Source organism: Nocardioides nematodiphilus, assembly GCF_020216525.1.
Taxonomy (GTDB): Bacteria; Actinomycetota; Actinomycetes; order Propionibacteriales; family Nocardioidaceae; genus Nocardioides; species Nocardioides nematodiphilus.
Window position 1 is genome coordinate 1 of sequence record NZ_JAIWOY010000004.1, and the last position, 13,126, is coordinate 13,126.

Consider the following 13,126-nt stretch of genomic DNA (forward strand, 5'->3'; position numbering starts at 1 on the left):
CCTCCCTGGTGGGTGAAGTCCTAGACAGCTCCACTCCACACCGGGAGGCCTTCACCTATCTACAGGCTTGCCGTACCCGATCGCACAACGTGCCTGGGCATAACACCTAGCCGCGCCGGGGATCCGGCGACGTCCGACAGGGGGCGCTGCGAGCCCGGGCACCAGGTCCGCGACGAGCCCGGCGATGGCACGCCCGAGCGGCGAGTCAGGGGCCTCCTCGGCCAGGGCGCGCCCGGCGACCAGGGCGCGGTCGACGGCTGCGCGGTCCTCGGGCAGGAAGTGCAGCCCGATCGGCCGGACCAGCCCGGCCACCATGCCGGCGACCTCCTGCTCGGTCCAGCCGAGGCTGGGCCGCATCCGGTTCACCACCACCCGTACGGGCACCGCGGGCGCCAGGTCACCCAGCTCGACCAGACCGCGCGCCAGCCGACTGAGGCCCACCGGGTCGGCGGAGCCCACGACCAGCACCTCGTCGGCGGCGTCGATCGCCTCCAGGGTCAGCTGATTGCGACTGCTGCGGGCGCTCGGATCGGCCGGCTCCTCGAGGCTGAAGCCGGTGTCCACGATCACCTCTCCCACCTGCCGGCCCTGATCCGCGAGGTCGGCGAGGACGCCGGGCCGGATCTCGGACCAGCGCTCGGGTCGCGGAAGCCCGGTGAGGAGCGCGAGGTGGGTGCCGAGCAGGCGCGTCGCCGGGCCCAGGCCGCCGCGGGAGGCCGCGAGCAGCCCGGAGACCTCGTCGAGCACGCCGAGCTGCTGCGCGATCGATCCGCCGTACGGGTCGGCGTCGACCAACAGCACCGGTCGCTGCCGCCGGGCGATCTCGGCGGCGACCGCAGCCGCCACCGTGCTGCGCCCCGGTGCTCCGGCCGGGCCCCACACCGCGACCATCCGGCCGGTCACGGTGGGCTGGTCAGCACGAGCGTTGGTGGGCGTAGCGCCTCCGACGCGCGGCGGGCCGGTGACCTCCGGAGCCGTGATCGCGCCGGGCAGCGCCGCCAGGTCGTCCTCGCTCACCACCCGGCCGATGCCGGCACGGCTGGCGGCGCTGCGGGCCGGCTCGTGGGCCGCTCCGAGCGGGAGGACGCCGATCGCGCGCACACCGTGGTGGTGCAGGTGGTCGATCGCACGGGCGTCGAGTCCCGGGGCGTCGAGCGCCACGACCGCGGCCTCGGCCTGCCCGGCACTCGCCGCGGCGACCAGGTCGTCGACGTCGACGCAGCGGCGCAGCACGACCAGGCCGGGTGCGCGGTCGAGCACGCCGAGCGCGGCGGTCTCCCAGTCGGCGCCGGCGGCGAGGATGAGGACCGGGGTCATCGCTCAGCCCGCCGGGCGCAGCACGACGGAGATCGTGGGGTCGGCGAGGCTGCCGAGCAGTCCGAAGAACGCCTGGGCGCGCTTCTCCGGGACGGCCAGCGTGAGCTGGCGCTGGGTCTGACCGCTGCCGAAGGTCTCGTCGACTCCCGGGGCCGCGATCACGGTGACCGCGCTCAGCGCTGGGGTCGCCGGGGTCACCCCGGTGGGGTCGACGGCCGGATCGTCGGGGCCTGCCACCGCGCCGCTGCCGGTGCCGATCACGTAGACGTCGACGACCGAGCCGCTGCGGACCGCGGGCGGGATCTGGGCGGGGTCGACCGGCAGCGGGAGCTGGACGGTGTCGGTCGCCACCTCGGCGGCGACCGCGGCCCGAGGCAGCAGCTCGCCGGCCCCGACGGGCCGGGCGAGCGGCAGGGAGTCCGGAAGCGCCTCATCGGCGCGGAGGTAGCCGTCGAGGTCGCCCGCGGAGGCGAAGTGCACGCGGCGCACCTCGAGGTCGTCTCGGCTCAGGATCGCGCCGGTGCCGGCATCGGCCCGGACCGCCCAGACCCCGACGGTCTCGTCGGCGGAGCCGAGCACGCGGGCGCCGATCGCGACGCAGGCCGCGACGATGGCGACGCCGACCCACAGTCGCGGGTCGCGCCAGCCGGGCCGTCGCGCGCGGACGGCTTGGGGTGGTGCGCCGGCGCCGCCGGCAGTGCCTGCCGGCAGTGTCACCGAGGTGCCCAGGGACGGGCCGAGTGTGCGAGCCACGTCCGGGATCATGACCCGAACCTGGGCTCGTCAAACCAGCCTGCTTGGTTATCCACAGGCAGCCTTGTCCACAGGCGGCGCGCCCCGAGCCGTGCCGGCCGGTAGCAGGTGGGATCATGGCCCCATGCCGGGGACCCCTCGCTTCCTGACCCTTGCCGACGTGGCGGAGACGCTCAACACCTCGTCGGCGCAGGTCTACGCGCTCGTACGCCGCGGCGATCTGCCGGCGATCAAGATCGGCGGGCGGGGTCAGTGGCGCGTCGAGGCGAGTGCGCTCGAGGAGTACATCCAGCGCCTGTACGCGGAGACGAAGACGTTCGTGGCCGAGCACCCGTTCGCCGACGAGGCGATGGAGTGAGCGAGGGACGAGCTCAGGCCGCGGCGGCGAGCAACTGAGCCGACGCGCGCAGCGCGCTCGGGCGCGTGGCTCAGGGCTGCGGACGCAGGGTGATCGCGACCACGGGCGCCGGCACGGCAGAGCCGACTGCGGCCGGGGCCGGGGTCGTCGGAGCCGAGGCGGGTGCCGCGCCGAAGGCGAGCACGCCCATCACCGCAGCGCCGAGCGCGCCGCCGCCGAGGGCGGCCAGGCCGATGGCGCGGCGGTGCGAGGTGCGGTCGTTCGTGACCTCGAGCGGGAACCCGAAGAACACGTCGCCGGGTGCGCCCAGCAGGGTGCCCTTGAGGTCGTCCGGGACGGCACAGGCGGTGGGGTCGTACGTCAGGCCGGCGAGCCGGCGCTTGAGCCAGCCCTCGCGCTCGACCCGGTCACGGCAGACATGACAGGTGTGCACGTGCGCCCAGGCGCGCTCGGTCTCCTCGGCACTGAGCTGGCCGTCGAGGAGTGCGCTCGTGCGATCACCGAGGTGCCCCCCGATGCCGCCGCTCCACCCGCTCAGCGGCGAGATCACGAGGCGCCGCCCCACAGCACCTTGGGGCCGGAGTAGCGCAGCCGGCCCGCACGGGGTGCGCGGTGGGCCAGGGCGTTGCGGAGCATGGCGCGGCCGCGGTGGATCCGGGAGCGGACCGTGCCGAGCTTGGCGCCGAGGATCTCGGCGATCTCCTCGTACGAGAGGCCCTCGACGTCGCACAGCACGACCGCGGCGCGGAAGTCCGGCGGCAGGGTCGCGAGCGCGCGCTCGATGTCGTCGTCGAAACGCTGGTCGGTGAACGCTATGTCGGGGGTCGGAGCAGCGCTGGTGAGCCGCGCGGCGCGCTCGTCGGAGAGGGCGTCGAACCGGATCCGCTGCTTGCGGCGGGCCTGGTCGAGGAAGAGGTTGGTGGTGATCCGGTGCAGCCAGCCCTCGAAGGTGCCGGGTACGTAGCTGTCGAGCGAGCGGAACACCCGGACGAAGACCTCCTGGGTGAGGTCCTCGGCATCGGGGCGGTTGCCGGTCAGCCGGTACGCGAGCCGGTAGACGCGATCGGAGTGCCGCTCGACGATCTCGTCCCACGTCGGAACGCCGGCAGCGGCGCTGTCCGTACTCATCTCGCTCACGCGATCCACGCTAGAGCCTCTCCCTGAAGACTTCATTAATGCATCCAACGAAGATCGGGTGGCCAATGTTCCAGCGCAGCCTTCCCGGTGCGCGGCCCTCGGTGGCGATAGGTTGGTGCGCATGGTCAAGCAGTTCCCCTCGCCCACCGCCGCCACCTGGACGTTCGCGGAGGGATACGTCGCTGAGGACGAGCTCCTCGCCGCTGCCCGTACGCGTGCCGAGGAGGTCGGGGTCTCTCCGATCAGCCCCGGCGCCGGCGCTGCCCTACGGTTCCTCGCCTCGGTCCTGGACGCGCGCGCCGTCGTCGAGATCGGCACCGGTACGGGTGTCTCCGGGCTGTGGCTGCTGCGCGGCATGCGTGCCGACGGCGTGCTGACCACCGTCGACATCGAGACCGAGCACCAGCGTCTGGCCCGACAGACCTTCACCGAGGCCGGCGTGCCGACCCAGCGTGCCCGCACGATCTCGGGCGCCGCGCTCGACGTGCTCCCGCGCCTCACCGACGGCCACTACGACATCGTCTTCTGCGACGGCGACAAGACCGAGTACGCCGCCTACCTCACCGAGGCGCTGCGGCTGCTGCGTCCGGGTGGCGTGGTGGCGTTCGACAACGCGCTGTGGCACGACAAGGTCGCCGACCCTGCCCAGCGTGATCCCGAGACCGTCTCCATCCGCGACCTGGTCAAGACGGTCGCCTCGCACGAGGAGCTCACCCCTCTGTTGCTCCCTGTCGGCGACGGTCTGCTGCTCGCCAAGAAGGAGTGGGTCGCGGAGGTCTAGGCCGAGTCGGCCCTCCCACACCCGCGAGTCGGCCCTCCGGCACCCGCGAGTCGGCCCTCCGGCACCGCGTCAGCAGTGCGCGAGGGCCAAGTCAACGATGCGCGACGGCCGAGTCGGCGATGCGCGAGGGCCGAGTCGGCGATGCGCGAGGGCCGGGTCAGCTGATGCCGGCGAGCGGGTCCTCCTGGCCGAGCCAGGTCAGCAGGAGGCGCGCGCCGAAGCCGGTCGGGCCCTTGGTCCATTCGTACCGCTCCTCGGGGGCGTCACCGACCGAGGCGACGTCGAGGTGCGCCCACGGCAGGCCGCCGGTGAAGGGCTTGAGGAAGAGGGCGGCGGTGATCGCGCCCGGTCCCCCGCCGGCGTTGTCGGCGTCCGCGACGGTCGAGGCGTTCTTCTCCTCGTACGCGGCGAACAGCGGCATCCGCCACATCGGCTCGCCGGAGACGGTGGCGGCCTCCTCGAGGCGGGCGGCGAGGACATCGTCGGTGGCGAAGTAGCCGCCGACGTGCTGGCCCAGCGCGACCTTCATCGCGCCGGTGAGGGTGGCGACGTCGATCAACGCGTCCGGCTTGATCCTGTCGACCGCGTACGCGAGCGCGTCGGCCATCACGAGCCGGCCCTCGGCGTCGGTGTTGGTGACCTCGGTCGTACGGCCACCCTTCTCGCCCGGGTAGTGCCGGATGACGTCCCCGGGACGCAGCGCGTCGCCGGAGATGACGTTCTCAGCCGCGGCGATGAGGCCGATGACGCGGACCGGGCAACCGACCTCGGCGAGCGCCGCCATCGTGGACAGCACCACCGCGCCGCCGGTCATGTCACGCTTCATGGTGGCCATGCCGTCGGCGGTCTTGATCGACAGACCGCCTGAGTCGAACGTGATGCCCTTGCCGACCAGGACCAGCGTGGGCGTCTTCCGGCCTGCCTTCGCGGGCGTGTAGTCGAGCCGGATCAGCCGTGGCGGGGTCGCCGAGGCGCGCCCGACGGCCAGGATGCCGCCGAAGCCCTCGGCGGCGAGCTGCTGCTCGTCCCACACCTGCGCCTTGAGCCCGGCGGCCGAAGCGACCTCGAGGGCCTGCTCGGCCAGCCAGGCGGGGTTCTTGAGATTGGACGGCACCGTCGCCAGGAAGCGGGCGCGCCAGCTCGCGCGCCCGATCGCCTCGGCGCGGGCCACGACGCCGGCGTACGTCTCCTCGGAGAGGTCCGCGAGCATGATCGCGGCCGGCGGGTGCCACTGCGGTCCCGTCGAGCGCCAGGTGAAGTCGAAGGAGCCGAGGATCGCTCCGACCACGAACGGCTCGAGCGCCTCGTCCGGCGCGAGCGCCGGGATGGTGGTGGCCACCGCGGTCGCGTCGCGGGCGGCGCGCGCCAGTGCCGCGCCCGCCCGGCGGAAGTCGTCGCCGCGCTGCGCGCCGACCCCCACCAGGAGGATGCGCTTGAGCCGACCGCCTCCGGTCACGGGGACCGAGACGATCTCACCGGCCTTGCCGGTCGCGCGCTCGCTCTCCAGGAGGGCGAGCAGGTCGTAGCGCTCGTCGAGCGCCACCGCTCCGGGCCCCAGGACCAGGCCCACCTCCGCATCGTCCGACGTGCTCCCGTCGAGCGGGAGCGCGACCGGCAGCGCGACGACCTCGACATCGAGATCCTCGGGACCGCTGGCGGCGAGGAGGAAGCGGGGCGGGACGACCTGGGGTGGGAGCGTCGGTGCGGCCACGATCAGCCGACGACGCCCTGGAGCGCCTCACGGAGTGCGGTGGCCTCGTCGGCGTTGAGCTCAACGACGAGACGACCCCCACCCTCGAGCGGAACGCGCATCACGATGCCGCGCCCCTCCTTGGTGACCTCCATCGGACCGTCGCCCGTCCGTGGCTTCATCGCCGCCATGCGTGGCACTCCTTCATCAAAGTCGAACAGAGCCGGTCTATGGCCCTGTGTCCTTCACCATTATCCCCTATGGGATGTCGCTTGGTCAGCGATGGCCTCCGAAGAGGCGTACGAGAGCACTCGGCGCCTGCCTCGTCATGGTCGCCCGGGAGGGCTCGGTGCCGTACTCGACCGTGACCGCGGAGCCCGGGAGGTGGGCCTGGAACCACTGCGTCATGGTGCCGCCGCAGACACCGCCGCAGCGCACCTTCGAGACCGGAAGGCGCAGCGCCCGCGCGATGCTGCGCGAGAACGCGGGCCGGCGGTCGTTGTAGTCCACGCCGTGGAGGGGCTGGTGGAAGCTGATCATCCGGTCGGGATGGACCGTGAGCAGGAAGCGCATCATCGCGCGGGTCTCCGGCTCGCTGGCGGCTCGCGGGCCCGAGGCGTAGTGACCGGTGGTGTGGACCCACTTGGCCGGGAAGTTGCGGTTCAGGTCGACGCCGTGGGCGTTCTGCCGCGTGTTGTGGGCCAGGCCGTCGGGGTTCATCACCGGGAGCACCCAGATGTCGGCGCCCTTGATCCGGTGACCGTCGCGCAGCGCCTCGGGGATCTGCCGGATCTGGCGCTCGTTGCCGTGCATGGTGCTCACGATCAGCACCGTCGGTCGACCCGGCTTCGGCTGGCCGAGGTGCCAGGCGACGATCGGGCGGTGCTGGACCGACTGGCCGATCACCACCCGGTCGATGACCGCCGGTCGTGTCGCCGCGTGGGCCGGAGCGGACGCGAGGGCGGCGCTCGTGAGGGTCGCGGTGAGGGTGAGGGTGGTGAGGGCTGCGCCGAGTCGCAGGGTCACGTGATCACACTTTCTGCAGGAGGTAGGCCCAGGTGAAGACCAGAGTGATGACGAGCATGCCGCCATGGGCAAGGACCGAGAGTGCGGGACCGCCGGACCACCGATCCTCCCCGCCGGAACCGGCGTGTCGGCCGTGGCTGGGCAGCCAGCGCAGCAGGATGACGATCCCGAAGATCACCACCAGCCACCAGAACCCGAGCCCGATGATGCCCATCCCGGCGCCGCCGAACCAGGAGTCCTCGGAGCCGACGAGGAACGTCGTCCAGGTGATGAAGGCGACGATGCCGCACAGGGTGTGCCACAGCGCCCAGCGGTCGCTGACCGCGGCGTTGCCCGCGACGGCCTCCTGCCGCCAGCGCAGCCGGGTCAGCAGCACGATGAGGCCGGCCAGACCCGTGAAGACGTAGACGAGCGCTGCCATCAGGCAGGGCCCTCCGGGGAGTCCGTACGGTCCTCGGGACGGGCCGGCGCGGCGGCACCGGTCGGCGGTGCCGGCTCGTCGGCGGGCCGGGCGGCCGGGTCGGTGGCGGCAGCGGGCGCGGGAGCGGGCAGGGCCAACGGCACCGGCGCTCCGTTGCTCTCCTCGAGCTGCGTGGCCAGCCGGGAGAGCAGGGCGTCGACCTCGGACATCCGGTAGCCCCGGACGGCGAGCGAGAAGCGCACCGCCTTCAGGTCGCCGGGCCCGATCAGGTCGTCCTCGGCGGGGACGAAGGCATCGGGGCGGTCGTCGTACTCGTCCTGCATCGGCGTGCCGCGACCGGCGGCGATCACCGCGATCGAGCCCATCGCGAGCACGATCAGGATCGCGAATACCCACATCATCCTGCGTCACGCGCCTTCACCATCAGGTCGACGGCCTCGTCGATGTCATCGGTCAGGGTGAGCATGTCGAGGTCGGACTGCGAGATCAGTCCCTCGGCCAACATCCGGGTCTTCATCCAGTCGAGCAGGCCCGACCAGTGCTCGACGCCGATCAGCACGATCGGGAAGCGCGTCACCTTGTCGGTCTGGACGAGCGTCATCGCCTCGAAGAGCTCGTCGAGCGTGCCCAGGCCGCCGGGCAGGACGATGTAGCCCTGGGAGTACTTCACGAACATGGTCTTGCGGACGAAGAAGTAGCGGAACTGGATCTCCAGGTCCACGTACTCGTTGAGGTGCTGCTCCCACGGCAGCTCGATGCCGAGACCGATGCTGGTGCCGCCGGCCTCGCGGGCGCCCTTGTTGGAGGCCTCCATCGCGCCGGGTCCGCCGCCGGTGATCACGGCGAACCCCGCGTCCGCGAGCGCTGAGCCGAGCTTCACACCCAGCTCGTAGACCGGGTCGTCGCGCTTGGTGCGGGCGCTGCCGAAGATGCTGATCGCCGGACCGATCTCGGCGAGGTCCTCGAACGCCTCCACGAACTCGGCCTGGATCTTCATCACCCGCCAGACGTCGGTGTGGGTCCAGCCCTGGGGTCCGCGGCTGTCGAGCAGGCGCTGGTCGCTGGTGCTGCCGTCGGTGTCGATGCCCGGTCGGTAGCCGTTGAACCCGCTGCGCTTGGCGTTCATCCCTGAAGCCAATCACGCAGAGCCTGCTCACAGCGGTAGATACGCGAGATCAAGACCTTCTCGTCCTTCTTGTGGGCGTACGAGGCGTCGCCCGGGCCGTAGTTGACCGCGGGGATGCCGAAGGCGCTGAACCGGGCGACGTCGGTCCAGCCGAACTTCGGACGCACCTCTGCATCGACCGCCTTGACGAACTCCCGAGCCGCAGGCAGATCGAGCCCGGGAAGCGCGCCGGGCGCGGAGTCGGTCACGGTGAGGTCGTAGCCCGGGAAGGTCTGCCGTACGTGCTCCAACGCCTGCTCCTCGGAGAGGTCCGGCGCGAAGCGGTAGTTGACCGTCACGACGCACTCGTCCGGGATGACGTTGCCCGCGACCCCGCCCGAGATCCCGACCGCGTTGAGCCCCTCGTGGTACTCGAGCCCGTCGATCACCGGCCGCCGCGGGACGTAGTTGCGCAGCGTCTCCAGGACCGGTGCGGCGGCATGGATCGCGTTGCTGCCGGTCCAGGCGCGCGCCGAGTGCGCGCGCTCCCCCGTCGTACGGATCTCGACGCGCAGCGTGCCCTGGCACCCTGCCTCGACCTCTGCGCAGGACGACTCCATCAGGATCGCGAAGTCACCCTTGAGCAGATCGCGGTCGGACGCCGCGTCCGATTCCGCGAGCTTGCGCAGGCCGTTGTGGATCGAGGCGATCTCCTCGGCCTCGTAGAGCACGTACGTGACATCGCGGTTGGGCTCCGTCAGCGTCGCCGCGAGCTTGAGGATGACGGCGTCGCCACCCTTCATGTCGGTGGTCCCGAGACCGTGCAGATACTCGCCGTCGTTGCGGCAGGGCAGGTTGTCGTTCAGGGGCACCGTGTCGAGGTGACCGGCCAGGATGATCCGCTCGTCGCGGCCGAGCTCGGTGCGCGCCACGATCGTGTTGCCCCGTCGCACCACCGTGAGGTGCCCGTACGGCGCGAGCGCGGCCTCGACCGCGTCCGCGATCTCCTGCTCGCCGAGACTGACCGAGTCGATGTTCACGAGTGCTTCCGTCAGAGCGACGACGTCACCGGTGATGTCGAGAGGCAGGGCCATGGCCGTCAGTCTGCCAACACGACGGCGATGGTCGCCTTGTCGCCCTCGCCCACCGAGACCTCGGAGACGTCCCCGGCGCTCTCGACCGCGTCGACCACGGCGTACGAGGTGGCCAGCGTCTCCTGGGCGATCAGGTGCTCGTGCGTACGAGCGGCCTGCTGCACCGTCGGCGTGCCGGCGATCGTCAGCGAGATCCGGTCCTCGACCTGGAAGCCGGCGTCCTTGCGGGCCTGCTGGACGGCGCGGACCAGGTCGCGGGCGAGGCCCTCGGCGGCGAGCTCGGGCGTGACGACGGTGTCGAGGACGACGAAGGCGCCGCTGGGCAGCATGCCGACCGCACTGGCGTCGTCAGCAGCACCGGCGACGGTCTCGAGGGTGTACTCCCCCTCCTCCAGCGCCAGTCCACCGGCCGTGACGGCGACCGTGCCATCAGGGGCGACGACGGCGGTCCAGTCTCCGGACTTGGAGCCCTTGATCGCCTGCTGGACGTTCTTGCCCAGGCGGGGACCGGCGGCACGCGCGTTGACGGTGAGCCGCTGCTCCACGCCGTACGACTTCGCCTCGTCGGCCTCGGCGTCGAGCAGACGCACGCCCTTGACGTTGACCTCGTCGCCGATGATCTCCTCGAAGCCGGTGACGTCGGCGCCGACGACGGTGAGACCGGCCAGCGGCAGGCGGTTGCGCAGCTTGCGGGCCTTGCGCAGCGCCGAGGTGGCCGAGCAGACGTCCCGGACGGCGTCCATGCGCGCGACCAGGTCGTCGTCGGCCGGCAGGTCGTCGACGGACGGCCAGTCGGCGAGGTGCACCGAGCGACCGCCGGTCAGGCCACGCCAGACCTCCTCGGTGGTCAGGGGCAGCAGCGGACCGGTGACCCGGCAGACCGTCTCCAGCACGGTGTAGAGCGTGTTGAAGGCGTCCTGCTCCTCGTTCCAGAAGCGCTCGCGGCTGCGGCGGATGTACCAGTTGGTGAGGACGTCGAGGAACCGCTGGGTCGCCTCGCACGCGTCGGCCACGTAGTAGAGGTCCATCGCCTCGGTCATCTCCGCGACGTACGCGCGCAGCTTGGCCAGGATGTAAAGGTCCAGCGGGTCGCGCGAAGCGGTCGAGGCCTCGGCCTCGAGCTGGGCCGCGTTGGCGTAGAGCTGGAAGAAGTACCAGCTGTTCCACAGCGGGATCATCACCTGACGGACCGAGTCGCGGATGCCCTGCTCGGTGACGACGAGGTTGCCGCCGCGCAGGATCGGGCTCGACATCAGGAACCAGCGCATCGCGTCGGCGCCGTCACGGTCGAAGACCTCCGAGACGTCCGGGTAGTTGCGCAGCGACTTCGACATCTTGTTGCCGTCGGAGCCGAGGACGATGCCGTGGCTGACGCAGCTGGAGAAGGCGGGCTTGTCGAAGAGCGCGGTGGCCAGGATGTGCAGCGTGTAGAACCAGCCGCGGGTCTGGCCGATGTACTCGACGATGAAGTCCCCCGGGAAGTGGTGCTCGAACCACTCGTTGTGCTCGAACGGCACGTGGTTCTGCGCGAACGACATCGAGCCGGAGTCGAACCACACGTCGAGGACGTCCTCGACGCGGCGCATCGTGGACTGCCCGGTCGGGTCGTCGGGGTTGGGACGGGTGAGGTTGTCGACCCAGGGGCGGTGCAGGTCCTTCTCGCCGTCCTTGTTGAGCGGCAGGGTGCCGAAGTCGCGCTCGATCTCCTCGAAGGATCCGTAGACGTCGATCCGCGGGTACTCCGGGTTGTCGGACTTCCACACCGGCACCGGGGAGCCCCAGAAGCGGTTGCGGGTGATCGACCAGTCACGGGCGTTGTCGATCCACTTGCCGAACTGGCCGTCCTTGATGTGCTCGGGCACCCAGCGGATCTGCTGGTTGAGCTCGGCCATCCGCGCCTTGAACGCGGTCACCTCGACGAACCAGGACGAGACGCCCTTGTAGATCAGGGGCTGGCGGCAGCGCCAGCAGTGCGGGTACGAGTGCTCGTACGACTCCTGGCGCAGCAGGACGGTGCCGGGCGTCACCGGGCCGGACACGTTCTTCAGGTCCTGGATGATCGGCTTGTTGGCGTCGAAGACCTGCAGGCCGACGTACGCCTCGACCGGATGGGTGAACTTGCCGTCCTTGCCGACCGGCATGACCGGCTCGATGCCCTCGCGGTCGGTCACCTCCTTGTCGACCTCACCGAACGCGCCGGCGGTGTGGACCAGGCCGACACCGGAGTCGGTCGTGACCGCGTCGTCGGCCGCGACGACGCGGAAGGCGTTCTCGTGGCCGCGGTAGTACGTGAACGGCGGGTCGTACGTCAGGCCGAGCAGGTCGGCGCCCTTGCCGCGCCACGTGACGGTCGGCTCGTCGGCCTCGGGGAACAGCTCCTTCTTGTACGCCGAGACGCGCGCCTCGGCCAGGACGTAGTCGTTGCCGTCCGGCGCGGTGACGGACACGTAGTCGATCTCGGTGCCGACCATGACCGCGAGGTTGGACGGCAGCGTCCAGGGGGTCGTGGTCCAGATGAGGAGCTTCTTGCCGGTGAAGTCGACGCCGTCGATCGTCCCCGCCGACGTGACGTCGTAGCCGACGGTGACCGCCGGGTCCTGGCGCGGCTTGTAGACGTCGTCGTCCATCCGCAGCTCGTGGTTGGACAGCGGGGTCTCGTCGTTCCAGCAGTACGGCAGGACACGGAAGCCCTCGTAGATGAGCCCCTTGTCGAACATCGTCTTGAACGCCCAGATGACCGACTCCATGTAGTCGGGGTTGAGCGTCTTGTAGTCGTGCTCGAAGTCGACCCAACGGGCCTGGCGGGTGACGTAGTCCTGCCAGACGTCGGCGTACTTCATCACCGAGGTGCGGCAGGCGTCGTTGAAGACGTCGATGCCCATCTCGTGGATCTCGTCGGTGGTCTTGATGTCGAGCTGGCGCATCGCCTCGAGTTCGGCCGGCAGGCCGTGGGTGTCCCAGCCGAAGCGGCGCTCGACGCGCTTGCCGCGCATCGTCTGGTAGCGCGGGACGATGTCCTTGACGTACCCGGTGAGCAGGTGGCCGTAGTGCGGCAGGCCGTTGGCGAACGGCGGGCCGTCGTAGAAGACGAACTCGTTGCTGCCGTTCTCGCCGGGGTCGCGCTGGTCGATGCTGGCTTGGAAGGTGCCGTCCTCGGCCCAGTACGCCAGGACGCGCTGCTCCAGCTCGGGGAAGCGGGGGCTGGCCGGGACGCCCCTCTGGTCGGGCGCGGTGGAGGGGTCGGTGGTGACCTTCGGGTAGCGGCCTTCGGCCATCGTTGCGCTCCTGGATCGGGTTGGTTCCTGATCCAGGGACGCCAGCTGATGTGCTCAGTTGTCGCGGTACCACCCCGGTTGCACCCGGAGGTGCCACTCGTTGACTGCTGTGACGGGCTTACCCGTGGGGTTCTAGTGGGAGACGCGGACGGGTCCGCAGCCTCTTTTC

The 13,126-nt window shown here is 71.0% G+C and carries 14 protein-coding genes; 2 read left to right on the forward strand and 12 right to left on the reverse strand.

The window, feature by feature from the left end:
• Positions 1-51 precede the first annotated feature (51 nt).
• Together KSO98_RS08110 and KSO98_RS08115 are read right to left on the reverse strand one after the other, a co-directional pair.
• A complete protein-coding gene (locus KSO98_RS08110) occupies positions 52-1,317 on the reverse strand; it encodes a CpaE/TadZ family protein (RefSeq protein WP_225284668.1) in 1,266 nt (421 codons plus the stop codon).
• Positions 1,318-1,320: 3 nt separating this feature from the next.
• Positions 1,321-2,070 (reverse strand): hypothetical protein, encoded by a 750-nt coding sequence (locus tag KSO98_RS08115; RefSeq protein WP_225284669.1) that lies wholly within the window; start codon positions 2,068-2,070, stop codon positions 1,321-1,323.
• 124 nt (positions 2,071-2,194) lie between these two features.
• On the opposite strand from KSO98_RS08115, the gene KSO98_RS08120 reads away from it, so the two are divergent.
• Positions 2,195-2,428 (forward strand): helix-turn-helix domain-containing protein, encoded by a 234-nt coding sequence (locus KSO98_RS08120; protein WP_225284672.1) that lies wholly within the window; start codon positions 2,195-2,197, stop codon positions 2,426-2,428.
• A 70-nt stretch (positions 2,429-2,498) separates the two neighbouring features.
• Here KSO98_RS08120 and KSO98_RS08125 read toward each other — a convergent pair whose 3' ends face one another.
• Both KSO98_RS08125 and sigE read right to left on the reverse strand, forming a co-directional pair.
• Positions 2,499-2,978, reverse strand: coding sequence for an anti-sigma factor (locus KSO98_RS08125; RefSeq protein WP_225284675.1), 480 nt, complete (start codon positions 2,976-2,978; stop codon positions 2,499-2,501).
• On the reverse strand, positions 2,975-3,556 hold the full coding sequence (gene sigE, locus KSO98_RS08130; protein ID WP_225285309.1) for an RNA polymerase sigma factor SigE: 582 nt from the start codon (positions 3,554-3,556) through the stop codon (positions 2,975-2,977). Before sigE ends, KSO98_RS08125 begins: the two co-directional genes overlap by 4 nt.
• A gap of 130 nt (positions 3,557-3,686) precedes the next feature.
• On the opposite strand from sigE, the gene KSO98_RS08135 reads away from it, so the two are divergent.
• Entirely contained in the window at positions 3,687-4,346 is a 660-nt protein-coding gene (locus KSO98_RS08135; protein WP_225284677.1) for an O-methyltransferase, read from the forward strand.
• Between the two features lie 157 nt (positions 4,347-4,503).
• Here the strand turns inward: KSO98_RS08135 and KSO98_RS08140 are convergent, their stop codons facing one another.
• The 8 genes from KSO98_RS08140 to ileS all read right to left on the reverse strand — a co-directional run bounded on the left by KSO98_RS08140 (position 4,504) and on the right by ileS (position 12,957).
• Positions 4,504-6,057, reverse strand: a complete 1,554-nt coding sequence (locus tag KSO98_RS08140) for a leucyl aminopeptidase family protein (protein ID WP_225284679.1) — start codon at positions 6,055-6,057, stop codon at positions 4,504-4,506.
• A gap of 2 nt (positions 6,058-6,059) precedes the next feature.
• The gene (locus tag KSO98_RS08145) at positions 6,060-6,227 is read right to left on the reverse strand and encodes a DUF3117 domain-containing protein (protein ID WP_225284681.1); all 168 of its coding nucleotides are present in this window, start codon (positions 6,225-6,227) and stop codon (positions 6,060-6,062) included.
• An 85-nt stretch (positions 6,228-6,312) separates the two neighbouring features.
• Positions 6,313-7,062 (reverse strand): DUF2817 domain-containing protein, encoded by a 750-nt coding sequence (locus tag KSO98_RS08150; protein WP_225284682.1) that lies wholly within the window; start codon positions 7,060-7,062, stop codon positions 6,313-6,315.
• Positions 7,063-7,066: 4 nt separating this feature from the next.
• Positions 7,067-7,483 carry an SHOCT domain-containing protein gene (locus tag KSO98_RS08155; RefSeq protein WP_225284683.1) on the reverse strand — a complete coding sequence of 139 codons (417 nt, stop codon included), beginning with the start codon at positions 7,481-7,483 and terminating at the stop codon, positions 7,067-7,069.
• The gene (locus KSO98_RS08160; protein ID WP_225284686.1) at positions 7,483-7,884 is read right to left on the reverse strand and encodes a DivIVA domain-containing protein; all 402 of its coding nucleotides are present in this window, start codon (positions 7,882-7,884) and stop codon (positions 7,483-7,485) included. Before KSO98_RS08160 ends, KSO98_RS08155 begins: the two co-directional genes overlap by 1 nt.
• A complete protein-coding gene (locus KSO98_RS08165; protein ID WP_225284687.1) occupies positions 7,881-8,609 on the reverse strand; it encodes an LOG family protein in 729 nt (242 codons plus the stop codon). Before KSO98_RS08165 ends, KSO98_RS08160 begins: the two co-directional genes overlap by 4 nt.
• Positions 8,606-9,682, reverse strand: a complete 1,077-nt coding sequence (gene dapE / locus KSO98_RS08170; RefSeq protein WP_225284695.1) for a succinyl-diaminopimelate desuccinylase — start codon at positions 9,680-9,682, stop codon at positions 8,606-8,608. Before dapE ends, KSO98_RS08165 begins: the two co-directional genes overlap by 4 nt.
• 5 nt (positions 9,683-9,687) lie before the next feature.
• Positions 9,688-12,957 carry an isoleucine--tRNA ligase gene (gene ileS, locus KSO98_RS08175; RefSeq protein ID WP_225284697.1) on the reverse strand — a complete coding sequence of 1,090 codons (3,270 nt, stop codon included), beginning with the start codon at positions 12,955-12,957 and terminating at the stop codon, positions 9,688-9,690.
• Positions 12,958-13,126: the final 169 nt, after the last annotated feature.

Coding starts and splice junctions, on each gene's coding strand:
- KSO98_RS08110 (WP_225284668.1), bottom strand. CDS start 1,317: ATGACCCCGGTCCTCATCCTCGCCGCCGGCGCCGACTGGGAGACCGCC.
- KSO98_RS08120 (WP_225284672.1), top strand. CDS start 2,195: ATGCCGGGGACCCCTCGCTTCCTGACCCTTGCCGACGTGGCGGAGACG.
- sigE (WP_225285309.1), bottom strand. CDS start 3,556: ATGAGTACGGACAGCGCCGCTGCCGGCGTTCCGACGTGGGACGAGATC.
- KSO98_RS08135 (WP_225284677.1), top strand. CDS start 3,687: ATGGTCAAGCAGTTCCCCTCGCCCACCGCCGCCACCTGGACGTTCGCG.
- KSO98_RS08145 (WP_225284681.1), bottom strand. CDS start 6,227: ATGGCGGCGATGAAGCCACGGACGGGCGACGGTCCGATGGAGGTCACC.
- KSO98_RS08155 (WP_225284683.1), bottom strand. CDS start 7,483: ATGGCAGCGCTCGTCTACGTCTTCACGGGTCTGGCCGGCCTCATCGTG.
- KSO98_RS08160 (WP_225284686.1), bottom strand. CDS start 7,884: ATGATGTGGGTATTCGCGATCCTGATCGTGCTCGCGATGGGCTCGATC.
- KSO98_RS08165 (WP_225284687.1), bottom strand. CDS start 8,609: ATGAACGCCAAGCGCAGCGGGTTCAACGGCTACCGACCGGGCATCGAC.
- dapE (WP_225284695.1), bottom strand. CDS start 9,682: ATGGCCCTGCCTCTCGACATCACCGGTGACGTCGTCGCTCTGACGGAA.
- ileS (WP_225284697.1), bottom strand. CDS start 12,957: ATGGCCGAAGGCCGCTACCCGAAGGTCACCACCGACCCCTCCACCGCG.